The 25,214-nt window shown below is 64.4% G+C and carries 21 protein-coding genes, 2 tRNA genes and 1 pseudogene; 11 read left to right on the top strand and 13 right to left on the bottom strand.

All coding sequences use genetic code 11. The annotated features are described in order from the left end of the window. Positions 1-66 precede the first annotated feature (66 nt). Positions 67-143 (bottom strand) — tRNA-Asp (locus tag CCOS865_RS08095). Between the two features lie 13 nt (positions 144-156). Continuing rightward, positions 157-232, bottom strand: a tRNA-Val gene (locus tag CCOS865_RS08090). A 206-nt stretch (positions 233-438) separates the two neighbouring features. Between CCOS865_RS08090 and rdgC the strand changes: the two genes are divergently transcribed. The 4 genes from rdgC (at position 439) to CCOS865_RS08070 (ending at position 4,422) form a co-directional block, all read left to right on the top strand. After that, positions 439-1,356, top strand: coding sequence for a recombination-associated protein RdgC (rdgC, locus tag CCOS865_RS08085; RefSeq protein WP_119139597.1), 918 nt, complete (start codon positions 439-441; stop codon positions 1,354-1,356). Between the two features lie 142 nt (positions 1,357-1,498). After that, on the top strand, positions 1,499-2,464 hold the full coding sequence (locus CCOS865_RS08080) for a bile acid:sodium symporter family protein (RefSeq protein ID WP_119139596.1): 966 nt from the start codon (positions 1,499-1,501) through the stop codon (positions 2,462-2,464). 994 nt (positions 2,465-3,458) lie between these two features. Then, positions 3,459-3,776 carry a quaternary ammonium compound efflux SMR transporter SugE gene (sugE, locus tag CCOS865_RS08075; protein WP_101321713.1) on the top strand — a complete coding sequence of 106 codons (318 nt, stop codon included), beginning with the start codon at positions 3,459-3,461 and terminating at the stop codon, positions 3,774-3,776. Between the two features lie 166 nt (positions 3,777-3,942). Then, positions 3,943-4,422, top strand: coding sequence for a hypothetical protein (locus CCOS865_RS08070; protein WP_119139594.1), 480 nt, complete (start codon positions 3,943-3,945; stop codon positions 4,420-4,422). Positions 4,423-4,447: 25 nt separating this feature from the next. Here CCOS865_RS08070 and CCOS865_RS08065 read toward each other — a convergent pair whose 3' ends face one another. Further along, the gene (locus CCOS865_RS08065) at positions 4,448-6,322 is read right to left on the bottom strand and encodes an MFS transporter (RefSeq protein WP_119139593.1); all 1,875 of its coding nucleotides are present in this window, start codon (positions 6,320-6,322) and stop codon (positions 4,448-4,450) included. A 147-nt stretch (positions 6,323-6,469) separates the two neighbouring features. Between CCOS865_RS08065 and CCOS865_RS28675 the strand changes: the two are divergent. Both CCOS865_RS28675 and CCOS865_RS28670 read left to right on the top strand, forming a co-directional pair. Then, positions 6,470-7,654 (top strand): annotated as a pseudogene (locus CCOS865_RS28675) (methyl-accepting chemotaxis protein); the annotation flags it as partial. Next, positions 7,646-8,509, top strand: a complete 864-nt coding sequence (locus CCOS865_RS28670) for a methyl-accepting chemotaxis protein (protein ID WP_415842719.1) — start codon at positions 7,646-7,648, stop codon at positions 8,507-8,509. The pseudogene CCOS865_RS28675 and the gene CCOS865_RS28670, both read left to right, overlap by 9 nt. A gap of 151 nt (positions 8,510-8,660) precedes the next feature. On the opposite strand, the gene CCOS865_RS08055 is transcribed toward CCOS865_RS28670, so the two are convergent. The 3 genes from CCOS865_RS08055 to CCOS865_RS08045 form a co-directional block, all read right to left on the bottom strand. Next, complete coding sequence (locus CCOS865_RS08055; RefSeq protein WP_167469030.1) at positions 8,661-9,494, bottom strand: amidohydrolase family protein; 834 nt, start codon at positions 9,492-9,494, stop codon at positions 8,661-8,663. Positions 9,495-9,518: 24 nt separating this feature from the next. Next, entirely contained in the window at positions 9,519-10,793 is a 1,275-nt protein-coding gene (locus CCOS865_RS08050) for an MFS transporter (RefSeq protein WP_119139588.1), read from the bottom strand. Between the two features lie 129 nt (positions 10,794-10,922). After that, positions 10,923-11,654, bottom strand: a complete 732-nt coding sequence (locus CCOS865_RS08045; protein ID WP_119139587.1) for a GntR family transcriptional regulator — start codon at positions 11,652-11,654, stop codon at positions 10,923-10,925. 237 nt (positions 11,655-11,891) lie between these two features. Here CCOS865_RS08045 and CCOS865_RS08040 point away from each other — a divergent pair, with 237 nt between their 5' ends. Next, positions 11,892-15,368 carry a hybrid sensor histidine kinase/response regulator gene (locus CCOS865_RS08040; protein WP_119139586.1) on the top strand — a complete coding sequence of 1,159 codons (3,477 nt, stop codon included), beginning with the start codon at positions 11,892-11,894 and terminating at the stop codon, positions 15,366-15,368. On the opposite strand, the gene CCOS865_RS08035 is transcribed toward CCOS865_RS08040, so the two are convergent. Both CCOS865_RS08035 and CCOS865_RS08030 read right to left on the bottom strand, forming a co-directional pair. Next, a complete protein-coding gene (locus CCOS865_RS08035) occupies positions 15,340-16,812 on the bottom strand; it encodes a DNA recombination protein RmuC (RefSeq protein ID WP_119139585.1) in 1,473 nt (490 codons plus the stop codon). The genes CCOS865_RS08040 and CCOS865_RS08035 overlap by 29 nt on opposite strands. A gap of 187 nt (positions 16,813-16,999) precedes the next feature. Beyond that, complete coding sequence (locus CCOS865_RS08030; protein ID WP_119139584.1) at positions 17,000-17,419, bottom strand: tetratricopeptide repeat protein; 420 nt, start codon at positions 17,417-17,419, stop codon at positions 17,000-17,002. 954 nt (positions 17,420-18,373) lie between these two features. On the opposite strand from CCOS865_RS08030, the gene CCOS865_RS08025 reads away from it, so the two are divergent. From CCOS865_RS08025 to CCOS865_RS08015, 3 genes are all read left to right on the top strand, one after another. Continuing rightward, positions 18,374-18,598 carry a hypothetical protein gene (locus CCOS865_RS08025; RefSeq protein WP_119139583.1) on the top strand — a complete coding sequence of 75 codons (225 nt, stop codon included), beginning with the start codon at positions 18,374-18,376 and terminating at the stop codon, positions 18,596-18,598. Positions 18,599-18,846: 248 nt separating this feature from the next. Further along, the gene (locus CCOS865_RS08020) at positions 18,847-19,329 is read left to right on the top strand and encodes a hypothetical protein (RefSeq protein ID WP_119139582.1); all 483 of its coding nucleotides are present in this window, start codon (positions 18,847-18,849) and stop codon (positions 19,327-19,329) included. 146 nt (positions 19,330-19,475) lie between these two features. After that, complete coding sequence (locus tag CCOS865_RS08015; protein WP_119139581.1) at positions 19,476-20,759, top strand: OmpP1/FadL family transporter; 1,284 nt, start codon at positions 19,476-19,478, stop codon at positions 20,757-20,759. A 42-nt stretch (positions 20,760-20,801) separates the two neighbouring features. Here CCOS865_RS08015 and CCOS865_RS08010 read toward each other — a convergent pair whose 3' ends face one another. Further along, entirely contained in the window at positions 20,802-21,731 is a 930-nt protein-coding gene (locus tag CCOS865_RS08010; protein WP_119139580.1) for a LysR family transcriptional regulator, read from the bottom strand. Positions 21,732-21,856: 125 nt separating this feature from the next. Here CCOS865_RS08010 and CCOS865_RS08005 point away from each other — a divergent pair, with 125 nt between their 5' ends. Beyond that, a complete protein-coding gene (locus CCOS865_RS08005) occupies positions 21,857-22,117 on the top strand; it encodes a DUF2798 domain-containing protein (RefSeq protein ID WP_119139579.1) in 261 nt (86 codons plus the stop codon). Positions 22,118-22,120: 3 nt separating this feature from the next. On the opposite strand, the gene CCOS865_RS08000 is transcribed toward CCOS865_RS08005, so the two are convergent. The 4 genes from CCOS865_RS08000 to CCOS865_RS07990 all read right to left on the bottom strand — a co-directional run bounded on the left by CCOS865_RS08000 (position 22,121) and on the right by CCOS865_RS07990 (position 24,512). Beyond that, positions 22,121-22,672, bottom strand: a complete 552-nt coding sequence (locus CCOS865_RS08000) for a glutathione peroxidase (protein WP_119140953.1) — start codon at positions 22,670-22,672, stop codon at positions 22,121-22,123. Positions 22,673-22,721: 49 nt separating this feature from the next. Continuing rightward, positions 22,722-22,844: a hypothetical protein gene (locus CCOS865_RS28540; protein WP_279630118.1), complete on the bottom strand. Its 123-nt coding sequence runs from the start codon at positions 22,842-22,844 to the stop codon at positions 22,722-22,724. Continuing rightward, positions 22,841-24,043, bottom strand: a complete 1,203-nt coding sequence (locus tag CCOS865_RS07995) for an MFS transporter (RefSeq protein ID WP_119139578.1) — start codon at positions 24,041-24,043, stop codon at positions 22,841-22,843. Before CCOS865_RS07995 ends, CCOS865_RS28540 begins: the two co-directional genes overlap by 4 nt. A 64-nt stretch (positions 24,044-24,107) precedes the next feature. After that, positions 24,108-24,512, bottom strand: a complete 405-nt coding sequence (locus CCOS865_RS07990) for a MarR family winged helix-turn-helix transcriptional regulator (protein WP_119139577.1) — start codon at positions 24,510-24,512, stop codon at positions 24,108-24,110. Positions 24,513-25,214: the final 702 nt, after the last annotated feature.

Below are 25,214 nucleotides of genomic sequence, written 5' to 3'. Positions count from 1 at the left end.
AAAAAGCGACCCTAAGGTCGCTTTCTCTGTCGTTTCAAGGTGTTCAGTGGGCCTTGAAACTCAATATGGCGCAGCGGACGGGACTCGAACCCGCGACCCCCGGCGTGACAGGCCGGTATTCTAACCGACTGAACTACCGCTGCGCTATACATCGAGTGGTGGGTGATGACGGGATCGAACCGCCGACCCTCTGCTTGTAAGGCAGATGCTCTCCCGGCTGAGCTAATCACCCTTCGTCTCGGTGTGGCGCGCATTCTACGGAGGACGTACCACCCTGGCAAGCACTTTTTTCAAATTTTTTTGCAGGGCTTTCAAGGACCTAGCGTAACCGTGCTTTTCTCTCTTAATAAGTCGCTGATGGCCCTCTGACAGGGTTGGCCGCGTGGCACCAACCGGAGAATAATGCCCGCCTTATGCATTAAGGAGAGATCTATCCCCATGTGGTTCAAGAACCTGCTGACCTACCGCCTGACCCAGGAAGTCCCATTCGAGCCTGAGGCACTGGAAGCCGCCCTGGCCAGCAAGCCGGCCCGCCCCTGCGCCAGCCAGGAGCTGACCACCTACGGTTTCGTCGCGCCATTCGGCAAGGGCGAAGATGCTCCCCTGGTGCACGTCAGCGGTGACTTCCTGCTGATCGCCGCGCGCAAGGAAGAACGCATCCTGCCGAGCAGCGTGGTCAATGACGCGGTCAAGGAGAAGATCGAAGAGATCGAGACCGAGCAGATGCGCAAGGTCTACAAGAAGGAACGCGACCAGATCAAGGACGAGATCATCCAGGCGTTCCTGCCGCGCGCCTTTATCCGCCGCTCGATGATCTTCGCCGCGATCGCCCCGCGCCTGGGCCTGATCCTGGTCAACTCGGCCAGCGCCAAGCGCGCCGAAGACCTGCTGTCGACCCTGCGTGAAGTACTGGGCTCGCTGCCGGTGCGCCCGGTCACGGTGAAGACCGCGCCAAGCGCGACCATGACCGAGTGGGTCTCGCAAGCCGCCGCGCAAGACTTCTATGTCCTGGACGAATGCGAGCTGCGTGACACCCACGAAGACGGCGGCATCGTCCGCTGCAAGCGCCAGGACCTGAAGAGCGACGAGATCCAGCTGCACCTGGGCACCGGCAAGGTGGTCACCCAGTTGGCCCTGGCCTGGCAGGACAAGCTGTCGTTCGTGCTCGACGACAAGACCGTGATCAAACGCCTGAAGTTCGAGGAGCTGCTGCAGGAGCAGGCCGAACAGGACGGTGGTGAAGAAGCGCAGCAGCAGTTCGATGCGAGCTTCCTGTTGATGATGATGACCTTTACCGAGTTCTTGCCGGCGCTGTTCGAAGCGCTGGGTGGCGAAGAGATCCCGCAGGGCGTCTGAGCCTCGCAGCAGCAACAACATCGCGGGGCAAGCCCGCTCCCACGTGATTTTCGTGAGAGCGGGCTTGCCCCGCGATGGCGTCAGCCCCCCTACCCTGAACATCGCAACCTGCCAACGCCAACTATAAAGAAGGACCTGCCCCATGCGTGCCCTCGCCGCCCTCAGCCGCTTCGTCGGCAACACCTTTGCCCTCTGGGTGCTGGTGTTCGCCTGCCTGGCCTTCCTCCAGCCGCAGTGGTTCATCGCCTTGAAAGTGGCCATCGTGCCGCTGCTGGGCCTGGTCATGTTCGGCATGGGCCTGACCCTCAAGCTCGACGACTTCGCCGCCCTCGCCCGCCAACCCTGGCGGGTTGCACTCGGCGTGGTCGCGCACTTCGTGATCATGCCGGGCATGGCCTGGCTGCTGTGCCAGGTGTTCCACCTGCCCGCAGAAATCGCTGTGGGGGTGATCCTGGTCGGCTGCTGCCCGAGCGGCACGGCGTCCAACGTGATGGTCTGGCTGTCCAAGGGTGACCTGGCCCTGGCCGTGGCGATCGCTGCGGTCACCACGCTGCTGGCACCGCTGCTGACGCCGACGCTGATCTGGTTCCTGGCGTCGGCCTGGTTGCCGGTGTCCTTCATGGACATGTTCTGGTCGATCCTGCAGTTGGTGATGCTGCCGATCGTGCTGGGCGTGCTGGCGCAGAAGCTGTTGGGCGCGCGGGTGCAGACGGCGGTGCAGGTGCTGCCGCTGGTGTCGGTGGTGAGTATCGTGATGATCGTCTGCGCGGTGGTCGCGGCGAGCCAGGCGAAGATCGCCGAGTCGGGTCTGCTGATCATGGCGGTGGTGATCCTGCACAACAGCTTTGGCTACCTGCTGGGCTACATGACCGGCAAGTTGTGCAAGCTGCCGCTGGCCCAGCGCAAGTCGCTGGCGCTGGAGGTCGGCATGCAGAACTCCGGGCTCGGCGCGGCGCTGGCGGCGGCGCACTTCTCGCCGCTGGCAGCGGTGCCGAGTGCGTTGTTCAGCGTCTGGCACAACATCTCCGGGGCTTTGCTGTCGACCTGGTTCCGGCGGATGGAAGAGCCTGCTGGGGTTGAGGCAGAGGGCAAGCCGGTTAGCCAGTGATCGGATGCCTTCTGGTTCTTCACTGATTATCCGGGAGTCGGGGCGGGTTTTGGGGCGAGTGGGTTGTGGGCTTATCCATTCGATTTGTTGCCGCTTATGGCCCCTTCCGCCCTTACGGCGGGTCACTTTTTTTCTTGGAAAAAAGTAACCAAAAACCGCTGGCTCCCACATCCGGCCCTCCGCTGCGCTTCGGGTTCCCTCACTCCGGCCTTGCTCCCGCGTCCACCGGGCTGTAGGGGCCTTCCTGGCCCCCAGCCCTTGCCGGCCTTCCTGGCCGTCACCCCGCTCCGCAAGACCTCCGTTCGGCCTCCTGAGGTCGCCAAGTTACGGGTGGCGCCTGGGCTGGCGTTATCTTCTATAGTGGCAATGGTGGTGGATAGCTTGACCTCTTCGCGGGTAAACCCGCTCCCACAGGGACCGCAGTGGCCTTACAGTCAGCAGATAACCTGTGGGAGCGGGTTTACCCGCGAAGAGGCCGGGACTGCCACTGCAAATTCTGGCACTGACGCGCTGTACCGCCCTTATAAACCCGCGAGAGCGCAGCGATTCGCCAGCCGTTGCCCTGGCCCTTGATCTTGATCTGGCTCGTGACCTTGATCTACCGCGACTTCAGGAGGCCGAACGGAGGTCTTGCGAAGCGAGGTGACGGCCAGGAAGGCCGGCAAGGGCTGCGGGCCAGGAAGGCCCGTACAGCCCGGTCCTCGCGGGAGCAAGACCGGAGTGAGGGAACCCGTAGCGCAGCGAAGGGCCGTATGTAGGAGCAAGCGGTTTTTGGTTACTTTTTTCCAAGAAAAAAAGTGACCCGCCGTAAGGGCGGAAGGGGCCGGCAGCCGCGCCACAACGAACGGATATGCTCACCCCCCCAACCGCCCCAACTGTATGGACACCACAAATCAAAATGTGCACTATAGTGCGCACTGTGAGGACGACCTCACGACGCCACGCGTGACCAACCAGGGGACGGCCCCATCCTTCACACGATGGAGACTCACACATGTCCTGGATCATCCTGTTCTTCGCCGGCCTGTTCGAAGTGGGCTGGGCGGTAGGCCTGAAATACACCGACGGCTTTACCCGGCCCTTGCCCACCGTGCTCACGGTCGGCGCCATGGTCATCAGCCTCGGCCTGCTCGGCCTGGCCATGAAGGAGCTGCCGCTGGGCACCGCCTATGCCATCTGGACCGGCGTCGGCGCAGTCGGCACGGTCATCGCCGGGATCATCCTGTTCGGCGAATCGATGGCCCTGATCCGCCTGCTCAGCGTCGCCCTGATCATCACCGGCCTGGTCGGCCTCAAGGTCAGCGCCAGCTGATCCTTCCCCCCGTTCGAACAGCGACTGCCGCGCAGGCCAACACCCTGCGCGCGCATCGCTGCGGGAACCGTTTCAACCTGCCCTGCAAACCTCTGAGCGCCTAGCGTGTGCCACGGCAGCGCAGCGCACTGCCGTCCGACATTCGACAGTCAACAGGAGCAGTGCAATGGATGATTCCAACCTCGACACCTCAAGATCCTTTATCGCCGATGTCTACCTGGAGGTCGATGATGCGCGCCATCCCCTGCGCATCAACGACAGCGGCTGGCTACAGATTCTCAAGCCGCAGATCAACGGCCACCCGATCCTGCCGACGACCTTGTGGTTCGGTTGTTACGAGGTCGACGGCGAGGCGTTCTATGTCATCAAGGAGTACACCAAGGGCGGCAGCAAGAACGGCGACACGCTCGGCATCAGTGACGATGGCCAGCTGGGTTTCTACGCCTCGTCATCACCTCGCCAATGGCACATCGGCAGGCGTGACGGAGAAGCCCTGGTACCCCGGTCCACGCCCGAAGCGCCCTTCACGGTAGCGACCAAGGGCGGCCGGCGATGGACGGCACACGGCAAGGACTGCATGGCCGCCAAAGGCACCGACAGCGCCTTCCTGGTGCATATCCACAAGATAGGGGTCTACCGTTTCTGACGGCGCCCCCCTACCCTGATCGCACCTAACGCCGCTCGCCGCGCAGGGCACCGACCTGCGCACGCAAGACGTCCGGCTGCGCCGCCTCCACCGGGATGGCGGCGCCCGCGACGATCGTCACCCGCGACCACAGGCGCTTGAACAGGCCCTTGCCCGGGTCACGGCTGAAGAAGCTCCCCCACAAACCCTGCAACGCCAGCGGAATCACCGGCACCGGGGTTTCCTGGAGAATCCGTTTGACGCCCCCTTTGAACTCATCGATCTCGCCATCGGCGGTCAGCTTGCCCTCGGGGAAGATGCACACCACCTCGCCCGCCGCGAGGGCCTCGGCGATGCGCGCGAAGGCCCGCTCGTAGATGGCTTCATCCTCGCTGCGCCCGGCAATCGGGATCGCTCCGGCGGTGCGGAAGACGAAGTTGAGCACCGGCAGGTTGTAGATTTTGTAGTACATGACGAAACGGATCGGCCGGCGGATCGCCCCACCGATCAGCAGCGCGTCGACGAACGACACGTGGTTGCACACCAGCAGCGCTGCCCCTTCATCCGGAATGCGCTGTAGGTCACGGTGCTCGACGCGGTACATCGAGTGGCTGAGCAGCCAGATCAGGAAGCGCATGGTGAACTCGGGCACGATGCGGAAGATGTACGCGTTGACCGCGATATTGAGCAACGACACCACCAGGAACAGCTGCGGGATGCTCAGCTCGGCAACACTCAACAAGACAATGGTGACGATCGCCGACACCACCATGAACAGTGCATTGAGGATGTTGTTGGCGGCAATCACCCGCGCCCGCTCGCCCTCGGCGGTGCGCGCCTGGATCAGCGCATACAGCGGCACGATATAGAAGCCGCCGAACACCCCCAGGCCAACGATCGACAGCAGGATCCACCACGCCTGGTGCATGCCCAGCAGGGCCAGCCAGTCATGCGCCACGGCAGCGGCCGGCACGTCGCCGGAATGCCACCACCAGAGCAGGCCGAACAGGGTCAGGCCGAACGAGCCGAACGGCACCAGGCCGATCTCCACCTTGCGCCCGCTGAGCCGCTCGCAGAGCAGCGAGCCGATCGCGATGCCCACCGAGAACAGCGTCAGCACCAGGGTCACCACGGTTTCGTCGCCGTGCAGCCAGTCTTTGGCATAGGCCGGGATCTGCGTCAGGTAGATGGCCCCGACAAACCAGAACCACGAGTTGCCGACGATCGAGCGCGACACCGCCGGGGTCTGCCCGAGGCCCAGGCGCAGGGTCAGCCAGGACTGCTTGAAGATGTTCCAGTCGAGCTTCATCTGCGGTGCGACGGCGGCCGCGCGGGGGATCCAGCGGCTGGCCAGGTAGCCCAGGACCGCGGTGCCGACGATGCCACCGGCGACCACCGTGGCGTAGCTGGACGACGACATCATCACCCCGGCGCCAATGGTCCCGGCGAGGATCGCCAGAAAGGTGCCCATCTCCACCAGGCCGTTGCCGCCCACCAGCTCCTCTTCCCGCAGGGCCTGCGGCAGGATCGAGTACTTGACCGGCCCGAACAGCGCCGAATGGGTGCCCATGGCGAACAGCGTCAGCAGCATCAGCTCGAGGTGATTGCTGACAAAGCCCACCGCGCCAATGGCCATGATGACCACCTCGGCCAGCTTGATCGCGCGGATCAGCGCGTCCTTGGCGAACTTTTCGCCGAACTGCCCGGCCAGCGCCGAAAACAGGAAGAACGGCAGGATGAACAGCAGTGCACAGAGGTTGACCCAGATCGACCGATCACCTTCCAGGCTCAGCTTGTACAGGATCGCCAGGATCAACGACTGCTTGAACAGGTTGTCGTTGAACGCGCCCAGCGACTGGGTAATGAAGAACGGCAGAAAGCGCCGCTTGCCGAGCAGGCTGAATTGCGAGGGGTGGCTCATCGTCCGTGCACCTGAAAATCACCTAGGGGGCTTTGTCATTGGAGGCACGCCAGGCGCGCCAGGCCACAAATCTGCACGCTAAGGGCGGCTGCTGGCAAGTCGGGCGACACATGCCGCAGTAGTTGATGGCTAACTGACATTGTTTTCATGAAGGGCGCTGTTCAGATTCCCGTGCACTGGCCGATAATTCATATAGATGACTATCTGACAGCAAGGAACAGACCTCCGGTCTGCGCTCAACGCACAACGAAAGGAGCACACCCGCACATGTTCACCTGGTTCGACGATCTGAAGATCGCGCATAAACTCGCCCTCGGTTTCGGCCTGGTCCTCAGCCTGGCACTGACCCAGTCGCTGATCAGCTGGGACGGGCTGACCAGCCTGGTCCGGCGCAGCGAAGTGGTCAGCGATGTGTCCAAGCTCAACGACGCCCTCGGCGACCTGCGCGAAGCCCGTCTGCGCCACGCCATGGCCAACGGCGACGACAGCCAGGCGAGCGCGTTGCAGGCCGCCCTGGAGGCGTTCAAGACGCCACTCGGCAAACTGCGCCAAAGCTTGCGCATGCCGGCCAACCTGGCCTTGCTGGAGAACGCCGACCAGGCCCTGCAGGCCTATTCGCGCAACCAGGCGCTGAGCTTCCAGTCGTATCAGAAGATGCGCGCGGCGCAAAAGGACATGGGCGTGCTCGCCACCAGCGCGTTCGCCAGCATCGAGCAGATCCGCCAGCAGGTGCGGGCCCTGCCCGATGCCGAGCAGCGCTGGGTGCGCAGCGAGGCGATCAACCAGATTCGCGAGAACCTGATCCTGCTGCGCTACCACGTGCGCGGCTACACCGGTAATACCAACGCCGACACCGAGAAGGCGATGAACGCGCAGATCGCCAGCACCGTGCGTGACCTGCCAGGGCTGATCGCCCGCTTCAACGGCCAGTTCGCCGCGCAGTTCACCCAGCTCGACGACCAGGTCCGCGACTATGCCCAGGCGGTCGAGGCCTTCCGTGGTGAAGTCAGCAAGCTGATGGACTACCGCACGGCGATGGGCAGCGACATCGATACGCTGAACCGCCTGATCGGCCAACTGCTCGACGCCCAGGCGGTTGCGGTGGTCGACGACAGCCATTTCGCCAAGACCCTGCAACTGGTCACCACCCTCCTCGCCCTGCTGCTTGGTGCCTTGGCCGCGGTGCTGATCGCCCGGCAGATCGCCCAGCCGCTGCAACGGGTGCTGCGGGCCATGGAGCAAGTGGCCGCAGGCGACCTCAGCGAGCAACCGGCCAGCCGCCGCCGCGACGAGCTGGGGCACTTGCAGAACAGCCTGCAAGGCATGACCGGCAACCTGCGCCAGCTGATCACCCAGGTGCGCGACGGCATCAGCCAGATCGCCAGCGCCACCGAGGAGCTGTCGGCGATCACCGAGCAGACCAGCGCCGGCGCCAACAGTCAAAAGGTCGAGACCGACCAGGTGGCCACTGCCATGCAGGAAATGGCCGCCACCGTGCATGAAGTGGCGCGCAACGCCGGCGAAGCCTCGCAGGCCGCCAGCGCCACCGATGAAGAAGCCCGCGAAGGCGACAGCGTGGTCAACCGCGCCGTGGCGCAGATCGGCCGCCTGGCCAGCCAGGTCGATGCCACCGGCGAGGCGATGGGCGCGCTGCGCACTGACAGCCAGCGGATCGGCAAGGTCATGGACGTGATCAAGGCCGTGGCCGAGCAGACCAACCTGCTGGCGCTCAACGCGGCGATCGAAGCGGCGCGGGCCGGTGAGGCCGGGCGTGGCTTTGCCGTGGTGGCCGACGAGGTGCGCAGCCTGGCGCAACGCACCCAGGCCTCGACGGCGGAAATCGAGTCGGCGATCAGCAGCCTGGAACAGGGCACGCGCTCGGTCAGTGACCTGATGGAAGAGAGCCAGAGCCTGACCCAGAGCAGCGTGGCGCTGGTGCGTGAGGCGGGGGTGGCACTGGAGGGGATTACCCAGCGGGTGTCGGGGATCCAGCTGATGAATCAGCAGATTGCCGCCGCGTCCGAACAGCAGAGCGCGGTGGCCGAGGAGATCAGCCGCAGCGTGGTGACGGTGAGGGATATTTCCGAGCAGACCGCTGAAGCCAGCCAGCAGACCTCGGCGTCCAGCGTGGAGCTGGCGAGCCTGGGTGGGCAGTTGCAGGCGATGATCAGCCGCTTCCGCTTCTGATCAGCGGGGCCGTTTGCGGCCCTTCGCGGGCAAGCCCGCTCCTACAGAGATCCTGTATGCCCTGGATGTGTGGGTAGACGAGAATCCTGTAGGAGCGGGCTTGCCCGCGAAGGGGCGCGAAGCGGCCCCAGGGTCTCAGGCAAAAAGCTAGCTAGAAGCCGAACAACGCCTGCGCGGTCTCCACCAACAGCGCCCGACGCAACGGCGCCGAACACTCCAGCGCCGCGAACTGCTCCAGCGCCCCGGCAAAGCTCAGCGCCGCTTCATGCTGGGTATGCGGCCAATCACTCCCCCACATCAGCCGCCCCGCCCCGTAATGCTCCTCGAACCCACGCAACGCCTCACGGGCAAACGCCAGGTTCTGCTCGGGCGAACCCTCCAGCCGATAGATGCCCGACACCTTGACCCAGACATTGCCCTGCGCGCCCAGCGCCAGCAGCTCGCGCATGCCGGGCTGATCCAGCCCCAGGCGTGCATCCGGCCGGCCAAAATGGTCGACCACGATATCCAGCCCGAACGGCTGCAACGCGCGCACCAAGGCCGGCACATCGGCCACCTGGCGATGCAGCTCGAGGTGCCAGCCCTGCTCTCCGATACGTTCCAGCAACGGCCGCCACTCGGCCGCACGCAGGTCCGGCAGGCCAGCCTGGCCCATCAGGTTCAGGCGCACCCCGCGCACCCCCAGGCGGGCCATCTCGTCGAGGGTCTCGCGCTCGACCTGCGGGTCGAGCATCACCACCCCGCGCAGTTGCCCAGGCACGCTCCGCAGCGCGCTGAGCAGGTAGCCGTTGTCGGTGCCGAGAAAACTCGGCTGGACCAGCACGCCATGGCTGAAGCCATGCTGTTGCAACTGGGCCAGGTAATCGCCCAGCGGCGCATCATAGGCCGGCGCGTAACGGCGCTCGGCCGCCAGCTCAAGGCCACGGCTGAAGACGTGGGCGTGGCTGTCGATGGCGCTGGGAGTAGAAGCAGGAACGTCGAGCATGGTTCTCATCAGGATCTGTAAGGGTTACTTGGCCAGGGCAGCAGCAGGCTGCGCCGCGGGTTCGGCCTCGAGGCTGCGGCCGCGGGTTTCCGGCAGGCACAGCGCGGCGATCACGGCCACGCCGTAGGCGATCCCGGCATCGATGCCGATGGCACTGCCCAGCGACATCGACTCGCTCATGTGGCCCACCAGGAACGGGAACACCGCCGACAGCACGCGACCGAAGTTGTAGCAGAAACCCACCCCGGCGCCACGCACATCGGCCGGGTACAGCTCATTGAAGAACGCCCCGAGGCTGGCCGGAATACCGGCGGCGAAGAAGCCCAGCGGGAAGCCGAGGAAGAGCATCTGGGTGTTGCTCAGCGGGAAGAACACATACGCCTGCACGGTCACCACGCAGCACACGGCGAACAGCAGGATGTTCTTGCGCCGGCCGATGCGGTCGATCAGCAGGCCGCTGACCACGCAGCCGCACCAGAAGGCCAGGATGATCACCGCCAGGTAGCCACCGGAGTTGAGCACCGAGAGGTTGCGCTCGGTCTTGAGGAATGTCGGCAACCAGGTCATCACCGCGTGGTAGCCGCCGTGGGCGCCGAGGCCCAGCAGGCCGCCAAGCAGGGTCACGCGCAGCAGCTCGGGGCGAAAGATCCCCGACATCGACTTGAAGAAGCTGACCGGGGCGGCCTTTTCCTTCTGCATCCGCTGGAAGCTGTCCGGCTCCGGCACATTGCGCCGTACCCAGATGATCATCAGCGACGGCAGCAGGCCGACGAAGAACATCACTCGCCAGGCGAACTCCTGCGGCACCAGCGAGTAGATCAGGGTGAACAGCGCCACCGCCAGGCCCCAGCCGACCGCCCAGGCGCTCTGCACCGTGCCCATCACCTTGCCGCGGTATTTCGGGTTGATGGTCTCGGCCATCAGGACCGCGCCGGCCGCCCACTCACCGCCGATGCCGAAGCCTTGCATGGCCTTGACGAACAGCAGCGGGTAGAAGCCGGTGACAAAGGCCGAGAGGAAGGTAAAGAAGGAGAACCAGAGGATCATCCACTGCAGGGTGCGCACCCGCCCATAGCGGTCGGAGAGCGTGCCGCCGACCCAGCCGCCGATAGCCGAGGTGACCAGGGTCAGGCCGCTGATCAGGCCGGCATCGCCCTTGGTCAGGGCAAAGGCGGCGATCAGCGCGGGGATGGCCAGGCCGAACATCTGCACTTCGAGGGCGTCGAGCGACCAGCCACCGAAACAGGCCCAGAACGTCTTGCGTTCCCGTGAGGTGATCTGGCGATACCAGCTGAACATGGTTGTTATCCTTCTAGTCGAGTGTGTATCAGCCGGGCGCGCCAAGGTGCTTGGCACGCGTCGACCGGGCAGGCGGCGCCACAGCGGCGTGCGAGCACGGCGCTGGGCATCACAAGGCAGAACGTGCGGTCAGCGAATATCGATGCGGTAACGGAAGTGCTGGGCATGCCCACGCGAACGTCGCCATTCCAGCGGCTTGCCGGCGTAATCGCGGGCCAGCCGCTCGATCACCACCACCGGGCTGGCCTCGGGCAACTGCAGCAAGCGGCCGTGCACGGCATCGACCGCCTCGGCGGTGAGGCTTTCTTCGGCGCTGGCGACGACCTGGGCGCAGAGCTCTTCGTAGATCGGATAGAGCAGCGGGCCCTTGCGATCGAGGTCGACCTCGAGCAGCGGCTGGAACAGCTGGCGTGGCAGCCAGATGTCTTCGGCCAGTACCGGCTGGGCGCCGAGCAAACGCAGGCGGACGATGCGGATGACCTCGGCGTGTGGCGCCAGGCCCAGCGCCTCGGCGACCGCCGAGGGCGCTGGCAGTGGCTCGATGGAGAGAATGCGGCTCTCGGGCAATACGCGCTCGCCGTTAACGCTCTCGAAACGGAAGAAGCGGAACAGCGAAGACTGGAATTGCGGACGGCGGATGAAGGTGCCGCGGCCCTGTTGGCGCTCCAGCACGCCTTCGGCCACCAGGGCGTCGACCGCCTTGCGCACGGTGCCTACCGACAGGTCGAACTCGGTCGCCAGCGCGGCCTCGGTGGGGATCGCCTCACCTGGGCGCCAGCGGTTGTTGGCGATCTGTTCGAGCAGGTGATCGCGCAGTTGCTGGTAACGGGGCAGACGCGCATCGGCGGACAGCAGGGTCATGGCGGCTTCTCTTGTTATATAAACATCTATATGAATTTTTCGAGATTATTCGCCTTGGCTGAAAGCCTGTCAATCCTCCGCCTGTCTGTTGCCTGGAGCTGGACAGCAAACCGCTATCGCGGGGCAAACCCTGCGACCTCCTGCCACTGCTACCATCGTCGGCGCTGACGAAGCCCGGGCCACGTGCCAGACTGGTTGATCGGGACCGCGTTTCATCTTTTTTGCTCCGGAGTTTCCATGTCGTTGTCCAGCGGGCTGATCGCCGTGGTCGCCCTGGCCTATATGGCCGTCATGTTCGCCATCGCCTTTTATGGCGACCGCCGCAGCACGCCCCTGCCGCCACGCCTGCGCGCCTGGGTGTACAGCCTGTCGCTGGCCGTCTACTGCACCAGCTGGACCTTCTTCGGCGCGGTCGGCCAGGCCGCCGAGCAGCTGTGGGCGTTCTTGCCGATCTACCTGGGGCCGGTGCTGCTGCTGATCTTCGCGCCGCAGGTGGTGCAGAAGATGGTGCTGATCAGCAAGCAACAGAACATCACCTCGATCGCCGACTTCATCGCCGCCCGCTACGGCAAGTCGCAGAGCCTGGCGGTGGTGGTGGCGCTGATCTGCCTGGTCGGGGTATTGCCGTACATCGCCCTGCAGCTGAAAGGCATCGTGCTCGGCGTCAATCTGCTGATCGGCGCCAACGCCGATGCCACCGGCACCCGCGTGCAAGACACCGCACTGGTGGTGTCGCTGGTCCTGGCGCTGTTCTCGATCGTGTTCGGCACGCGCAGCCTGGACGTTACCGAGCACCACCGCGGCATGGTCCTGGCGATCGCCTTCGAGGCGCTGGTCAAGCTGCTGGCGTTTCTCGCCGTGGGCGTGTTCGTGGTGTTCAACCTGTATGACGGCTTCGACGACCTGTTCACCCAAGCGCGGCAGTCGGTGCACCTGGAAAGCTATTGGCAGGAGACCATCAATTGGCCGTCGATGGTGGTGCAGACCGGCGTCGCGATGATGGCGATCATCTGCCTGCCGCGGCAGTTCCACGTCACCGTGGTGGAGAACATCGAGCCGCAGGACCTGCGCATGGCGCGCTGGGTGTTCCCGATGTACCTGGTGCTGGCCGCGCTGTTCGTGGTGCCAATCGCCCTGGCCGGGCAGATGCTGCTGCCCGGCACGGTGATCTCCGACTCGTTCGTGATCAGCCTGCCGCTGGCCGAAGCGCACCCGAGCCTGGCCTTGCTGGCGTTTATCGGCGGGGCCTCGGCAGCCACCGGCATGGTCATCGTCGAAGCCGTGGCGCTGTCGACCATGGTCTCCAACGACATGCTGCTGCCCTGGCTGCTGCGGCGCAAGAACGCCGAGCGGCCGTTCGAGGCGTTCCGCCACTGGATGCTTTCGGTACGCCGGGTGACCATCGTGGTCATTCTCCTGCTGGCCTACGTCAGCTACCGCCTGCTGGGCTCCACGGCCAGCCTGGCGACCATCGGCCAGATCGCCTTTGCCGCCGTCACCCAGCTGACCCCGGCGATGCTCGGCGCGCTGTACTGGAAGCAGGCCAACCGGCGCGGCGTGTTCGCCGGCCTGGCGGCGGGGATCTTCCTCTGGTTCTACACCCTGGTGCTGCCGATCACCGCGCACAGCCTGGGCTGGTCGCTGGAGCTGTTCCCGGGGCTGGCGTGGCTGCACGGCAACCCCCTGAACCTGCCGATCACCCCACTCACGCAAGGCGTGGTGCTGTCGCTGGCGGGCAACTTCACGCTGTTCGCCTGGGTCTCGATCCTGTCCCGCACGCGGGTCTCGGAGCACTGGCAGGCGGGCCGCTTCATCGGCCAGCAGACCAGCGCCCGGCCCAACAGCCGCTCGCTGCTGGCGGTACAGATCGACGACCTGCTCAACCTCGCCGCGCGCTTCGTCGGCGAGGAGCGCGCGCGGCAGAGCTTCATTCGCTTCGCCTACCGCCAGGGCAAGGGCTTCAACCCCAACCAGAACGCCGATGGCGACTGGATCGAACACACCGAGCGGCTGCTCGCCGGCGTGCTCGGCACCTCCTCGACGCGCGCGGTGGTCAAGGCCGCCATCGAAGGCCGCGACATGCAGCTCGAAGACGTCGTGCGCATCGCCGACGAGGCCAGCGAGGTGCTGCAGTTCAACCGCGCGCTGCTGCAAGGGGCGATCGAGAACATCAACCAAGGCATCAGCGTGGTCGACCAGAACCTGCACCTGGTGGCCTGGAACCGCCGCTACCTGGAGCTGTTCAACTACCCCGACGGCCTGATCAGCGTGGGCCGGCCGATCGCCGACATCATTCGCTACAACGCCGAGCGCGGCCTCTGCGGCCCGGGCGAGGCCCAGGTGCACGTGGCGCGGCGCCTGCACTGGATGCGCCAGGGCCGGGCGCACACCTCCGAGCGGCTGTTCCCCAATGGCCGGGTGATCGAGCTGATCGGCAACCCCATGCCCGGCGGCGGTTTTGTCATGAGCTTTACCGACATCACGCCGTTCCGCGAGGCGGAGCAGGCCCTCAAGGACGCCAACGAGGGCCTTGAGCAGCGGGTCGCCGAACGTACCCACGAACTGTCCCAGCTGAACCAGGCACTGACCGAAGCGAAGAGCCGCGCAGAGGCCGTCAGCCAGTCGAAAACGCGCTTCCTGGCGGCAGTCAGCCACGACCTGATGCAGCCGCTGAATGCCGCGCGGCTGTTCTCCGCAGCGCTCTCGCAACAGGCCGAGGGCTTGTCCGACGAGACCCAGCAACTGGTCCAGCACATGGACAGCTCGCTGCGCTCGGCCGAGGAGCTGATCAGCGACTTGCTGGACATCTCGCGCCTGGAAAACGGCAAGATCACCCCCGACATCAAGCCGTTCGCCCTCAGCGACCTGTTCGACACCCTGGGTGCCGAGTTCAAGGTGCTGGCGGCGGAAAAGGGCCTGGAGTTCCGCCTGCGCGGCAGCCGCCTGCGGGTCGACAGCGACATCAAGCTGCTGCGCCGGGTGCTGCAGAACTTCCTCACCAACGCCCTGCGCTACGGCAAGAGCCCGATCCTGTTCGGCGTGCGCCGCCAGGCTGGCAAGCTGTGGCTGGAAGTGTGGGACCGCGGCCCGGGGATCACCGACGACAAGCTGCAGGTGATCTTCCAGGAGTTCAAGCGCCTCGACAGCCACCAGACCCGCGCCGAAAAAGGCCTGGGCCTGGGCCTGGCGATCGCCGACGGCCTGTGCCGGGTGCTCGGCCACTCACTGGAGGTGCGCTCGACGCCAGGCAAGGGCAGCGTGTTCCGCGTCAGCGTGCCGATCGCCAGCGGCGCCGCAGCGCCCAGCGCGCCGGTCGAGCAACAGCCGGGGCAACCGCTGGCCGGCCTGCAGGTGCTGTGCATCGACAACGAAGACAGCATCCTGATCGGCATGAACAGCCTGCTCAGCCGCTGGGGCTGCCAGGTCTGGACCGCGCGCAATCGGCAGGAGTGCGAGGCGCTGCTGGCCCAGGGTGTGCGCCCGCACCTGGCGCTGGTCGACTATCACCTGGACGAAGGCGACACCGGCACCGAACTGATGGCCTGGCTACGCACCCGCCTGGGTGAGCCAGTGCCGGGCGTGGTGATCAGCGCCGACGGGCGCAACGAGACCCTCGCCAAGGTCCACGCCGCGGGCCTCGACTACCTGGCCAAGCCGCTCAAGCCGGCTGCCTTGCGGGCCCTGCTCAATCGGCATCTGAGCCTGGTGCAGTAAGCGCTTCGTCGCTCAGCGCGCGCTCCAGCAGGTCGGCCGGCAGGCTCTTGCTGGCCCGCGCGCCGAGCAGCTTGAGCTGCTCGCTGCGGCTGATCAGGTTGCCGCGCCCTTCGCAGAGCTTGTTGCGCGCGGCGGCGTAGGCCTTGTCGACCTGCTGCAGGCGCGCGCCGAGCTCGTCGAGGTCCTGGATGAACAGCACGAACTTGTCGTACAGCCAGCCGGCGCGCTCGGCGATCTCGCGGGCGTTCTGGCCCTGGCGCTCCTGCTTCCAGAGGCTGTCGATGACCCGCAGGGTGGCCAGCAGGGTGGTCGGGCTGACGATCACGATCTGCTTGTCGAAGGCCTCCTGGAACAGGTTCGGCTCGGCTTGCAGGGCCGCCGAGAACGCGGCTTCGATGGGCACGAAGAGCAGCACGAAGTCGAGGCTGTGGAGGCCTTCGAGGCGGCTGTAATCCTTGCCGGAGAGGCCTTTGACGTGGCTGCGCAGCGACTGCACGTGCTGCTTGAGCGCGGCCTCGTCGTTGCCGCTGACGTACTGCTGATAGGCGGTGAGGCTGACCTTGGCGTCGACCACCACCTGTTTGTCGCCGGGCAGCATGATCAGCACATCCGGCTGGAAGCGCTCGCCGTCGGCGCTCTTCAGGCTGACCTGGGTCTGGTACTCGCGACCCTTCTCCAGGCCGGCGTGCTCGAGCACCCGTTCGAGAATCAGCTCGCCCCAGTTGCCCTGGGTCTTCTGCCCCTTCAGTGCCTGGGTAAGGTTGGTGGCTTCGTCGGACAGGCGCAGGTTGAGCTGCTGCAGGCGCTCGAGCTCCTTGCCCAGCGAGAAGCGCTCGCGGGCCTCCTGCTGATAGCTCTCTTCGACGCGCTTTTCAAAGGCCTGGATGCGCTCCTTGAGTGGGTCGAGGAGTTGCCCCAGGTGCTGCTGGCTGGTTTGCGCGAAGCGTTGTTCGCGCTCGTCGAAGATTTTCGTGGCCATTTCGGCGAACTGCGCGCGCAGGGTGTCACGGGCTTGCTGGAGGTCTTCGAGGCGCTGCTGGTGGCTTTCCTGCTGTTCGCTGAGCTCGGCTTGCAGGCGTGCAGCCTGGGCCTCCAGGCGGCGCAGCTCGGCTTCGCGGCTGGTGCGTTCAAGCTGCCAGGCGTGGGCGGCGTCGCGGGCGTTGTCGCGGTCGATCTGCAGCAGCTCGAGCTCGCGGCTCTGGGCGGCGAGGTTGGCCTGCTTGCTGCTGTTGGCTTCGCTGAGGTCGCTGATCTCGTCGCGACTGGCCTCGAGCTGTGCTTGCAGGCCGTCCTGGGCCAGCAACGCGGCGCCGAGACGCTCTTCGCGCAGGGCATGCTCGCCTTGCGCCGAGGCCTGCCGACGCTGGATTTGCAGTACCCAGGCCAGGGCGGGAATAGCCGCTGCCACGATGCCCAGCAGAATGCTGGCCAGATCCACTGCCATAACTACCCCGATATGCTGTTGATCATGCTGCGCGCAGCTTACAGCAAGGCGCCCTTGAGGTCCTCGGGGGCCGCTGCGCAGCCCATCGCTGCGGTTCGGCGCCCCGACAAGCCCGCTCCTACAGGCATCGCGCTGTCCTTGTAGGCGCTGGCTTGCCCGCGATGGGTCGCGAAGCGGCCCCAGGATCTCAGCCGAGGCTACCTTGCTTGAGCAACCGCCCGGCCTCCTGCGAGCCCTGCGCCGCCGCCAGTTCGAGCCAGTAGCGGGCCTGCTCCGGCGCGCTGCGCTGGCACAACCGGCCAAACTCCAACTGCGCCCGGCGATCACCGGCACGCGCCGCCTGGCGCAGCAGCTCATGGCCAATGCGCCGGTCACGGGCATTGCCGCAATCACGGCAGAGCATCTGCCCCAGTCGGCTCTGCGCCACCACCACACCCTGGCGCGCCGGTTGTTTGAGCAGGCGCCCGGCCAGATGCTTGACGCTGTGCTTGTCGCCCAGGCGCGGGCTGTCGAGCAGCCACAGGGCAACTTTCAGGGAAAAGCGCTTGGGGGCGGGCACGGGGACAGGTGCAGGGGCTTGTGCGAGGTTTTTACCGCGAAAATTCATGACCAACAGCGATGGCAATTCGTGAGGCGCGCCACTCTACCCCATTTGCGCGGCGATGGCCTGCGGGTTTTTTGATGAAATTTTAAGTAAATCCGATGATCTTTTCTTGACGTTTTCGCCACGACCTTTGACGCCAGGTCGATTCGCGACGATTGTCCGACAGTCGCTGAAACTGCTGGCACGCCCGTCCTAGAGCAAGCGCTCGGGACAATCCACAGATCCTGTGGATAACTCGGTGGACAACCACTTCATGATGCCTTCAAACCCCCGTGAAATGGGGCCTACAGTCAAACTGTCGATTTTTTCACCAGCTGAAATTAGTGTTTTTTTTCATTGACTTAAGACTTCAGTCAAGGCATTGGCGAGCCGAGCCACGGCTGTTGCGACGCTGTTACAGGCTGCGCGCCAAATGTGTACAAGTGCACCGAAAGCCCTCATCTGCCTGCACGAAATTGGCCCACCAAGCCGTTTGCCGCCCCCGCACCCCCACTTCACATCGCGGCAAAGCTGAGCCATAATGGTCGGCTCAGCTGATCAGCAACAAATAAATTTGCCATCCTTGGATTCTTCCTGTAGGGTGACCCTCGTTAGTACCCAGCTGAAAGTCAATTCTGGCCAGTAAGGTCCCTGCAGCGCCAAGCTCTCCCCAAAGAGCGGCCCCTGCTGAAACAGGACCGGCCCTTTCGATGATTCCCTCGGCAGCCAAACGCTGCTCCAGCAAGAATCACCTCGCAGATTGATCGGGATCTTTACCCAAGGCCATGAACCATAGCCTCGGTGTGCCTGCCCGCCTTTTGACGTACCTACCAGTCAGCCCAGCGCCTACCTATTGAATGCGCCAACTCTGGCTGCCCTGTTCCAGTCAGGTTCAGCGCCTCCTTAATAAAGGCGTCACTGGAACGTTTCTAAGATGTACGGATCATAGTCCGTGTCCTAAGCAGGAACCTCCATATAATGACAAATCATCATCAGTTTCACAGTGCCGTTGGCACGCTCTCTCAGGCCTTCGCACCACTGAAGTGCCTTATCGTTGCCCCACGTAAGGGCAGCTTCAGCTTTACCCTGGTCGACGAACACGGCGTGGCATGCCACAGCGAACGTCTCTACCCAGAGCAGTACAACCGTGCCGGCCCGCTGCAGGCGGTGATCGACCGGACCCGTCAATCGCTGACGGCGTGAGCGCTGAATACCCGCCCATTCAGCGGCTGAATTCAGGCTCACAGCAGCTGCCTGTTGGTTCTTGGCCTAATTGCCTTAGGGCATATGGCTAGCGACCTCAGGCAGCAATCGATTTAAAAACAGGCCTTTACACCGTGGTTATCACACTACACTTCAAGTCGAGCGATGCGAATCGCTTCCGGCGGGCCTGATCCTTCACCAGCTGCCAAGCTCCAGCGCCCGTCGGCCCTTAATAGAATGAGGGCATCATGGGTATCGCTGCGAATGAATTGTGTCGGTATGTGATTCGTCCCACCCTGGTCTACCTGAACCGTCATTGCGCCAGCGCCGAGGCCCTTTTACTGGGTACGGCGGCCTGCCAATCGGCACTCGGTTCGGCGCTGCACGACCGCCGTGGGCATGGCCTCTACCGGATCGGCGAGAGCCGCCACCAGGCGCTCTGGGACGATTTCCTGGCACTTGATCCGGACCTCGCCAGCCTGGTCCGTGGGCTCGCCAGCCAGCATGCCTTCTTGCGTGGGCCGCACCTCGAGCTGACGGTCAACCTGCGTTATTCCACCGCCATCGCCTGGCTGCTGATCGAACAGCAGCGCACTCCCCTGCCCGCCGCCGACGACCTGCTCGGCCTCGCGCGCATCTGGCGTCAGACCTTCCAGCCGCAGGGTCGCCTGCGTGACTTTACGGCCGCCTGGCACACCTGCGTCGAGCCAGTCCTGTCCAGTGCAACTTAGGAAGCGTCCTACAATAAACCGGAAAAAACGGAAGTTTGGTCGGATTGTCCTACAAAACCGCTCTATCTCGCGTGATTGAGCCTATAGCGCGATGCGTGATTTGTTGGTAGCTTTTCGCCCCGGAGATCCCAAGGAGTTTCACAATAATGAAAAAAGTAATGCTCAAAACCTCCCTCGGCGTTGCTATCGCTCTTGCTTCCGGCCAACTGCTGGCGAGCGGTTTTGCCCTTAACGAGCAGAGCATCAGCGGTATGGGGACAGGTTTCGCGGGTCGTTCTTCTTCTGCCGATGACGCCAGCACCGTGTTTGGCAACCCTGCGGGCATGTCCCGCCTCAAGCGCGAGCAGATCACCGTGGGTGGCGCCGCCATCATCGCCAAGTCCAAAATCTCGGGCCCGGGTAGCAGTATCAATGGCGAAACCGACGGCGACATGGTGCCGGTGGTTGGCGTCCCGATGGGGTACTACGTCAAACCGATCGACGACCACTGGAGCGTCGGTTTCGGTGTGTACGTACCGTTTGGCTTGGTCACCGACTACGGCAGCGACGATGCCGCTCGCTTCTGGGGCAAGAAGAGCCACGTTGAAGTGGTGACCTTCCAGCCGACGGTCAGCTACGCGTTCAACGACAAGGTCTCGATCGGCTTTGGCCCGACCTTCAACCGTATCGAAGGTGAGCTGGGTTCGAACCTGTACAACCCGTTCCCTGGCGGCACGCAAGGTGAAGTCAAGATCAAGGGCGACGACACCGCTGTCGGTTATAACGTCGGCCTGATGGTTCAGGCGACTGATCGCACGCGCCTGGGCCTGACCTATCACTCGATGGTCGACTACAAGCTCGAAGGCAAGACCAAGGTCAGCTATCAGCCGCTGGGCCTGGATGCCAACAAGTTCGACGCGACCCTGAAGATCAAAACGCCGGAGTCGGTCGACTTTTCCGTCACTCACGAGCTGGATGACCAATGGACGCTCTACGCGGGGAGCACCTGGACGCGCTGGAGCCGCCTGGAAAACATCACGGTCAAAAACGAATTGCCGGCTGGCACCAACCCGATTGTGGGTGGCGCCTTCGGCAGCATCGTAGAAGAGCAGAACTGGCACGACACCTGGGCTCACGCCATCGGCGCATCCTACAAGGTGAACAAGCAGTGGACGCTGCGTACCGGCTTCTCGGTTGACCAGTCGCCGACCAACAACCATGACCGTTCGCCACGCATCCCAACAGGCGATCGCCGGATCTTCAGCCTTGGCGCTGGCTGGAGCCCTACCGAGGACATGACCATCGACGTGGCCTACTCCTACCTGTGGGAAGAGGACACCAAGGTCAACAACAGCACTGAGGGCCTGGCCGCTAACTTGAAGGGCACCTACCAAGCGAAGTACGAGAACAGCGCTCACGGTGTCGGTGCGTCCCTCACCTACCGCTTCTGAGTCACTGCCTTGTATGAAAAAACCGCCCTCGTGGCGGTTTTTTCATTCTGACACCCTCCACTCCGACCCCAACTGTTCCTGCAGGTAGTCCATGAAGGCCCGCACCTTGGCCGTCATGGCGAAACGATCGGCCAGGCACAGGTAGACGTCCATCGGCTCGGTCTGCGCATACGCATCACCCCCAGCGCCATATTCAAACAACGGCACCAACGCCCCCGAGGCCAGATACGGCCGGGCGATGAACTCGGCCAGCCGCGTAATGCCCCCATCGTTCAAGGCCATTTGAGTCAGGGCATCGATGTCGTCGCTGATCAGCACCTGACCGAACTCCGCCTCGAAGCGCAGCTCATCGCGCACGAACCCCCAGCGCAGGAAGCGCCCATCCACCGGAAAACGAAACACCAGGCAACGATGCTCACGCAGCGACTCAGGCGTGCTCGGCAAACCCGCACTCGCCAGGTAACCCGGCGATGCACAGCAGATGAACGGAATCCGCGCGAGGTGCCGGGCCAGCAGGTGGTCTTCCAACTGCGGCGTGATACGCAGGCTGACGTCGACGTCTTCGCGAAGGTGGTCGACACGCCGGTCAGTCGTTAGCAACTCTATCGAAAGCCGCGGGTAGCGGGCACTGAACGCCGGGATCAACGGCGCCAGCACATGCCGGCCAAACGCCGAGGTCGAGGCGATGCACAGACGGCCGTGCGGTTCGCTGTCGGGTGTGGTGACGGCCTGCTCGGCCAGGGCCAGGTCTCGCTCGATGAGCCTGACCCGCGCGTAGTACTGGCTGCCCGCCGACGTCAGCGCCATGCGCCGGGTGGTCCGCGAGAGCAGGCGCACGTGCAGGTGTTCCTCGAGCCGAGCGAGGTTCTGGCTGACTGCGGCGGGGCTGATGCCCAGCGCCCGCGCGCCACCGGCAATGCTGCCCGCCTCGACGACCTTGATGAAGCTTCGGATGGTGTTGAGCAGGTCCACGGCGAGCCCTTCGGATTCGTAAGAATCTCTTTATAAAGAACTCACCGGCAGGGGTCTACAGACCCGGCATACATCATTGCTAACCTTGAGGCCGCATTGCGCTTCCACAGACAGAGAGGTCCTTCATGAGCGAACAGTCCCACAGCATCCCCCGGCGCAAGCTGCGCCCTGCCGCCACCCCGTACGTCTTCGCCCTGTACATGTCGGCGATCATGGCCTTGCTGATGTGCTTCGTGATCACCGCCGCCAACGCCGGCATCAACCCCGACTACCTGGCCAACGTGCTCAAGGCCTATCAGCTGGCCATGCCGGTCGCGTTCGTCTGCGTGCTGGTGGTGCGCCCAGTGGTCATCCGCCTGGTCGCGCTCACCGTCCACCCGCACTGAGGCTCACGGCTGCGAGGCGATGGCCTTGTCGATCGCGGCCTTGAACTCGGCATCGTCAGGTTTGGTCAGGCTGGAGAAGCTGGCGACCACCTTGCCCTGGCGATCGACCACGTACTTGTAGAAGTTCCACTTCGGCGCGCTGCTCTGCCTGGCCAGCTCGCTGAACAGTGGCACGGCATCGTTGCCGCGCACATGTTGTGCCTTGGTCATGGAGAAGGTCACGCCGTAATTGGCGTAGCACACCTTGGCGGTCTTCTCGCTGTCGCTGTCCTCCTGCTTGAAGTCGTTGGACGGCACACCGAGCATCTCCAGGCCTTGCCCGTGATACTGCTTGTACAGCGCCTCCAGCCCCTCGAACTGCGGGGCGAAGCCGCAGTAGCTGGCGGTGTTGACCACCACCAGCGGCTTGCCGGCAAAGCGCTCGCACAGATCGATCTGCTGCTTGCCACTGAGCTCGGGCAGCGTGCCCTGCAACAGCGCCGGGCACTCAGCGGCCCAGCTGGAGGCTGCGGCGGCGAGGGACAGCAGCGGTATCGCTAACCAGCGTGCATGAATCATTGTTGGCCACTCCTGCAAAACGGTCCTTGAGCTTGCAGGGTAGCGCCTAACAAACGCCCATGCCCAGTTGCATCAACGCCAGCCCACCCTTTTGCCAACCCCACCAGGCCAGCACCAGCAGCGACAAACCAGCTGCCACCAACAGCGCACGGGCCACCGCGCGGTTCATGTGGCTTGCGCCTGCAAGCGCGCCACCGGCCGTTCGCGCACCGGCCAGTTGAGCGCGGCGGCGAGCAGGCTGAGGAGGATGGAAATCTGCCAGACCAGGTCGTAATTACCGGTCCGGTCGTAGACCACGCCCCCCAGCCAGCCACCCAGGAAGGCGCCCAGCTGGTGGAACAGGAAGACGATGCCGCCGAGCATGGACAGGTTGCGCACGCCGAACAGGGTCGCCACGGTGCCGTTGGTCAGTGGCACCGTCGACAACCACAGCAGGCCCATGGCAATGCCGAACAGGTAGGCGCTGATCTGCGTCACCGGCGCCCACAGGAACAGCCCGATGACCACCGCCCGCAGCAGGTACAACGCGGTCAGCAGGCGCGGCTTGGACATGCGCCCGCCCAGCCAGCCAGCGGTGTAGGTGCCGACGATATTGAACAACCCGACCAGCGCCAGCACGCTGGTGCCGATGGTCGCCGGCAGGTGCTGGTCGACCAGGTAGGCCGGCAGGTGCACGCCGATGAACACCACCTGGAAGCCGCAGACGAAGAAGCCCAGCGCCAGCAGCCAGAAGCCGGAGTGCGAGCAGGCCTCGTGCAGTGCCTGGCCGAGTGTCTGTTCGACACCGTGGCTGGGCAGCGGGCGGTCCTTGAGCAAGGACACGAACGGCACGATCAGCGCCACCAGCAGGCCCAGCACGAGCAAGGCGGTGGACCAGCCCAACCACTCGATCAGGCCCAGCGTACCCGGCAGCATGGCGAACTGGCCGAACGAGCCGGCGGCGCTGGCGATGCCCATGGCCATGCTGCGTTTCTCGGCCGGTACCGCGCGACCGACCACGCCGAGGATCACCGAGAACGAGGTCCCGGACAGGCCGATGCCGATCAGCAGGCCGGCGCTGAGTGACAGCGACCAGGCCGAGTCGGCCATGCCCATCATGATCAGGCCGACGGTGTAGAGGATCCCGCCGACGATCACCACCTTGGCCGCGCCCAGGCGGTCCGCCAGGGCGCCGGCAAACGGCTGGGCGAGGCCCCAGATCAGGTTCTGCAGGGCGATGGCGAAGGCGAACACCTCACGCCCCCAGCCAAAATCCGCGCTCATCGGCGCCAGGAACAGCCCAAAGCCGTGGCGCACGCCCAGTGACAACGCCAAGATCAGCGCCGCACCGACAAGCACCCAACCGCTGGTTCGCCATACCGAAGTCATTGTTGTTCTCTCCAGCTCATCGCAAGGTTAAAACGGGTATATACCCGTTTAAAGTCGGACTCAATCAGGCCAAACGCTCCAGCAAGCGCACCAGTTCGTCGCGCTGCCCTTCACCGAGTTGCTCGATCAAGCCGAGCTGGGCCTGCTCCCAGGCCGGCCAGGCCTGCGCTACCCGCGCCTGGCCCGCTGCGGTCAGCAGCACCACGCGGTTGCGCTGGTCGGCACCGTCGGCCAGGGCGACCAGGCCGTCGGCCTCGAGCACCTTGAGGTTGCGCCCCAAGGTGCTGCGGTCCAGGCCCATGGCCTCGGCCAGGCTGGTAATACTCGGTCGGTCGAGCCGCTGCAGATGACGCAGCAGGGAAAACTGGGCGACATTGATGCCAAAGCCGGCAAGGGCCTCGTCGTAGTGTCGGCTCACCCCACGGGCGGCGCGACGCAGGTGGGTGCAGATGCATTCACTGGTCAGCATGAATACGTGTATATACCCGCACCTGCCCTGTTGCAAGACATTTCAGAGTGGCCTAAGGGCTGTCACCTCGCTCCGCAAGACCTCCGTTCGGCCTCCTGAGGTCGCCAACATATGCGTTGCGCCTGGGCTGGCGTTATCTTCGATAGGGGCAATGGTGGTGGATAGCCTGGCCTCTTCGCGGGTAAACCCGCTCCCACAGGGACCGTGGTGGCCTTACGGTCAGCAGTGAACCTGTGGGAGCGGGTTTACCCGCGAAGAGGCCGGCACTGCCAATGCACATTCTGGCGCTGCCGCGCTGTAACGCCCTTATAAACCCGCGAGAGCGCAGCGATTCGCCAGCCGTTGCCCTGGCCCTTGATCTTGATCTTGATCTTGATCTTGCCGTTGATCTGGCTTGTGATCTTGATCTACCGCGACTTCAGGAGGCCGAACGGAGGTCTTGCGGAGTGAGGTGACGGCCATGGATGGCCGGCAAGCGCCGCGGGCCAGGAAGGCCCGTCCGGCGCGGTCCTCACGGGAGCAAGGCCGGAGTGAGGGAACCCGTAGCGCAGCGAAGGGCCGGATGCAGGAGCCAAGACCTTTTGGTTACTTTTGGGGCGTTTGCCAAAAGTGACCCGCCGTAAGGGCGGAAGGGGCCAGTAGCCGCACCCCACCCAATGGATAAGCCCCCTACCCAACCGGCATCAACGCCAGCCCCAGCAC

Source organism: Pseudomonas reidholzensis (assembly GCF_900536025.1).
Taxonomy (GTDB): domain Bacteria; phylum Pseudomonadota; class Gammaproteobacteria; order Pseudomonadales; family Pseudomonadaceae; genus Aquipseudomonas; species Aquipseudomonas reidholzensis.
This window is presented reverse-complemented; position numbering and strand designations above follow the sequence as displayed.